The sequence below is a fragment of the Marinilabilia sp. genome (assembly GCF_016278715.1).
GTDB lineage: Bacteria > Bacteroidota > Bacteroidia > Bacteroidales > Marinilabiliaceae > Marinilabilia.
The window spans coordinates 1-3,775 of the sequence record NZ_JADQBH010000073.1 but is presented as its reverse complement, the minus strand read 5'-3'; the positions used below and the strand labels follow the sequence as shown (position 1 = coordinate 3,775).

Sequence of the window (3,775 nt, the reverse complement as noted above, 5' to 3'; positions counted from 1 at the left end):
TTAAAGCCTATTGCACCCGTGTGGGTTCGGGCCCCTTCCCCACCGAATTGTTTGGTGAGGACGGCGACAAAATGCGGGAACACGGTCACGAGTTTGGAAGTACCACCGGACGTCCGCGCCGATGCGGATGGCTCGACCTGGTGGCGCTGAAATACAGTGTCATGATCAACGGAGTTACGCAACTAATCATGACCAAAGGCGATGTACTCGGATGTTTCGACACCATTAAAATTGCCACTGCCTACAAAGTTGAAGATACCGTTACCGAGGAATTTCCTTACGAACTCTCCGAAAATCTGGAGCCTGTTTACAAGGAACTTCCTGGCTGGAATTGCGACCTTACAGGCTTAAAATCGGAAGAGGAGTTTCCACAACAACTGAAAGATTACATTAAATATCTGGAAGACGAACTGGGAGTGCCCATTTCTATTGTTTCTGTAGGACCCGACAGGGAGCAGACGATTGTCAGGAAATAGTCAGAAAACAATCATTAATTTGTAGTTTGCAGGAGTAAATAAGTAACAACTGAACTGCAAAAACAATTAAAAGGCAGCCTTCTTCATTTATTTGGGGAAGGCTGCCTTTTTTTACCTCTAGGGTCAAACAAATTATAGGCTGTCGGGAAAAGCGAAGTTGTTTTTTAGTTCTTGTTAAATAAAAAAATGTAAGCATAGACCTTGCTGCGATAGTCTTTTTTTTAGGAAGCAAAAACACAAAAGAAGGAGTCTTGGCCCGATTGGTTACGTTTGACTTGGCACTACCCATATTCTGAAAAAGCATGAGCAAACTCAGCTACCGGATTCGAAGAAAAAAGATTCAAATTTTGTATCTTTAAAAGCGTACTAAAACAGAAAAGAATCCGAATGAGCAAACTTATTATAAAAAATATCAAACTACTGGTTGCTGCAGCCCACACATTCCCTGAGAAGGTAGCAGGTAAAGCCATGCAAGATCTTCCCGTGGTCGAAAATGCCTGGCTTTTAATCGAAGATGGAATCATCGCCGGCTTTGGGCCGATGGAAAAAATACCATCCACCGAAAATGCGGAAATCATGGATGCCTCAGACCGATTTGTGTTACCCACATGGTGCGATTCGCACACTCATCTGGTTTTTCCGCAATCGCGTGAAGTTGAATACACCGACAAAATAAAAGGACTCAGCTATGAAGAGATTGCCAAACGGGGCGGTGGCATACTCAATTCGGCAAAAAATATGCAGGAAGCTGATGAAAACCAACTTTTCGCAGATGCCATGCAACGGCTTCAGGAAATCGTTCGATGGGGAACCGGAGCCGTTGAAATAAAAAGCGGCTATGGCCTGACCACCGCAACTGAACTGAAAATGCTGCGCGTCATCAAACGTCTGAAAGCCGAAAGTCCGGTAACCATCCGCTCCACATTTCTGGGTGCTCATGCCGTACCAACTGAATTCAAAGGAAACCCCGACAAATATGTGGATTTAGTCATCAATGAAATGCTGCCCGCAGTGGCTGCAGAACAACTGGCCGATTTTGTGGATGTTTTCTGCGACCGTGGGTTTTTCTCCATCGGCCAGACCAGCAAAATTCTTGAAGCAGCGGCAAAATATGATCTGAAACCCAAGATTCACGCCAACGAACTGGATTTCTCCGGTGGCATTCAAACAGGAATAAAGCACAAAGCACTCTCCGTTGACCACCTTGAATATACTGGAGAAGAGGAAATTAATGCCTTACTGGAATCAGACACCATGCCCGTAATACTCCCAGGGGCGGCCTTTTTCCTGAATCTGAAATACGCTCCGGCCAGGAAAATCATTGACGCCGGCCTTCCTCTTACCCTTGCCACCGATTTCAACCCCGGTTCCTCCCCGTCAGGCAATATGCAGTTAATCATCTCCATGGGTAGCATTCTATACAAAATGCTTCCACGAGAAACCATCAATGCGGTTACCATTAACGGAGCTTATGCAATGGGCCTGCAAAAAGAACTGGGATCCATCACTCCGGGCAAAAAAGCAAACCTCATCATTACCAAACCCATTCCCTCCATCGAATACATTCCTTATGCCTATGGTGAAAACAAGGTGGAGAAAACAATACTCAACGGCATAGTACAATAGATTAAAACTCATAAAATCAAATGCCATGCAACAACTCATAGAATGCGTTCCCAATTTCTCTGAAGGACGCGACCCGGAGATCATCAAACAAATTACCGATGAAATAGAATCGGTCAAAGGCATCCAACTGGTTGATGTGGATCCTGGAAAAGCTACCAACCGCACAGTGGTGACCTTTGTCGGAGAACCCGCACCTGTAATGGAAGCAGCTTTTAGAGCCATCAGGAAAGCAGCGCAACTGATCGATATGCGCAATCACTCGGGCGCCCATCCCCGTTTCGGGGCTACTGATGTTTGTCCACTGGTGCCGGTATCCGGTATTTCCATGGAAGAGACCGCCAGTCTGGCCCGGGAACTGGCCCGCCAGGTTGGCGAAGAGCTTGAGGTACCTGTTTTTTGCTATGAATTTGCAGCCACCGAAGAAAAAAGAAAAAACCTCGCCAACTGCCGGGAAGGGGAATACGAAGCCCTGGAAAAGAGACTTTCCACTGCCGACTGGAAACCGGACTTCGGACCTGCCACATGGAACCACAACATAGCCCGTACAGGAGCCACAGCCATTGGGGCACGCAATTTCCTGATAGCCTACAATGTCAACCTAAACACCACTTCCGTAAGACGAGCAAATTCTGTGGCTTTCGATATTCGCGAACGAGGTAGGGTAAAGCGGGAAGGTGACCCCATCACCGGAAAAATTTTAACCGATGAAAAGGGAGATAAAATTTGGGAACCAGGGCTACTTAAATCTGTCAAAGGGATTGGTTGGTTTATTGAAGAATACGGCATCGCTCAAATATCAATGAACCTGACTGACCTGAACGCTACTCCGCTCCATAAAGCATTCGATACGACCTGCGAACGGGCAGCTGCCCGCGGACTGAGAGTCACGGGTTCAGAGTTGGTGGGCGTTGTCCCGCTGGAAGCCATGCTGGAAGCCGGAAGATACTTTCTGAAAAAACAACACCGTTCCACCGGCCTGGCCGAGGAAGAGCTCATCCGCATAGCTGTAAAGTCAATGGGCCTGGATGAATTATACCCGTTCGACCCGGACAAAAAAATTATTGAATACATTCTAAAAGATAAAAGCCATAAAAAACTAACGGACAAAACCCTCAAGGCCTTTGCGGATGAAACAGCTTCCGAATCTCCCGCTCCCGGAGGGGGGTCTATTGCTGCCTACACAGGAGCGCTGGGGGCTGCCCTGGGAACCATGGTAGCCAACCTGTCCTCACACAAACGAGGCTGGGACAACCGCTGGGAAGAGTTCTCCAACGAAGCCGAGAAAGGAATGAAAATTCAACAGAAACTCCTTTTGTTGGTTGATGAAGACACGCAGGCTTTTAATAAAATAATGGACGCTTTCTCACTTCCCAAAAGCAATGAGGAAGAAAAAGCAAAAAGAACCAAAGCCATTCAGTTGGCAACCGAAAATGCCACCAAAGTACCCCTGAAGGTAATGGAAACTGCCTTTAAAAGTTTTTCCCTACTCAAAAACATGGCAGAAAACGGCAACCCCAACTCGGTGAGCGATGCAGGCGTGGGAGCGATTTGTGCACGTGCTGCAGTGCGCGGAGCCATGCTCAATGTACTTATTAATGCAGGCGGCCTTATAGATAAAGCACTCGCTGAAGATTTGATTACAAAAGGAAAAAACATTGAAGAACGGGCTCTTG

The 3,775-nt window shown here is 46.9% G+C and carries 3 protein-coding genes; all 3 read left to right on the top strand.

Features of this window, described 5'->3' with window-relative positions; all coding sequences use genetic code 11:
- The coding region (locus tag QZZ43_RS04765) for an adenylosuccinate synthetase (protein ID WP_291856769.1) at positions 1-476 on the top strand (476 nt) is incomplete at its 5' end.
- 387 nt (positions 477-863) lie between these two features.
- Entirely contained in the window at positions 864-2,102 is a 1,239-nt protein-coding gene (hutI, locus tag QZZ43_RS04760) for an imidazolonepropionase (RefSeq protein WP_291856767.1), read from the top strand.
- 25 nt (positions 2,103-2,127) lie between these two features.
- Positions 2,128-3,775 (top strand): glutamate formimidoyltransferase (gene ftcD, locus QZZ43_RS04755; protein WP_291856764.1); only part of this gene is annotated, 1,648 nt, incomplete at its 3' end.

Bases quoted from the DNA above. Each gene is read 5' to 3' on its own strand.
- hutI (WP_291856767.1), top strand. From the start codon at position 864: ATGAGCAAACTTATTATAAAAAATATCAAACTACTGGTTGCTGCAGCC.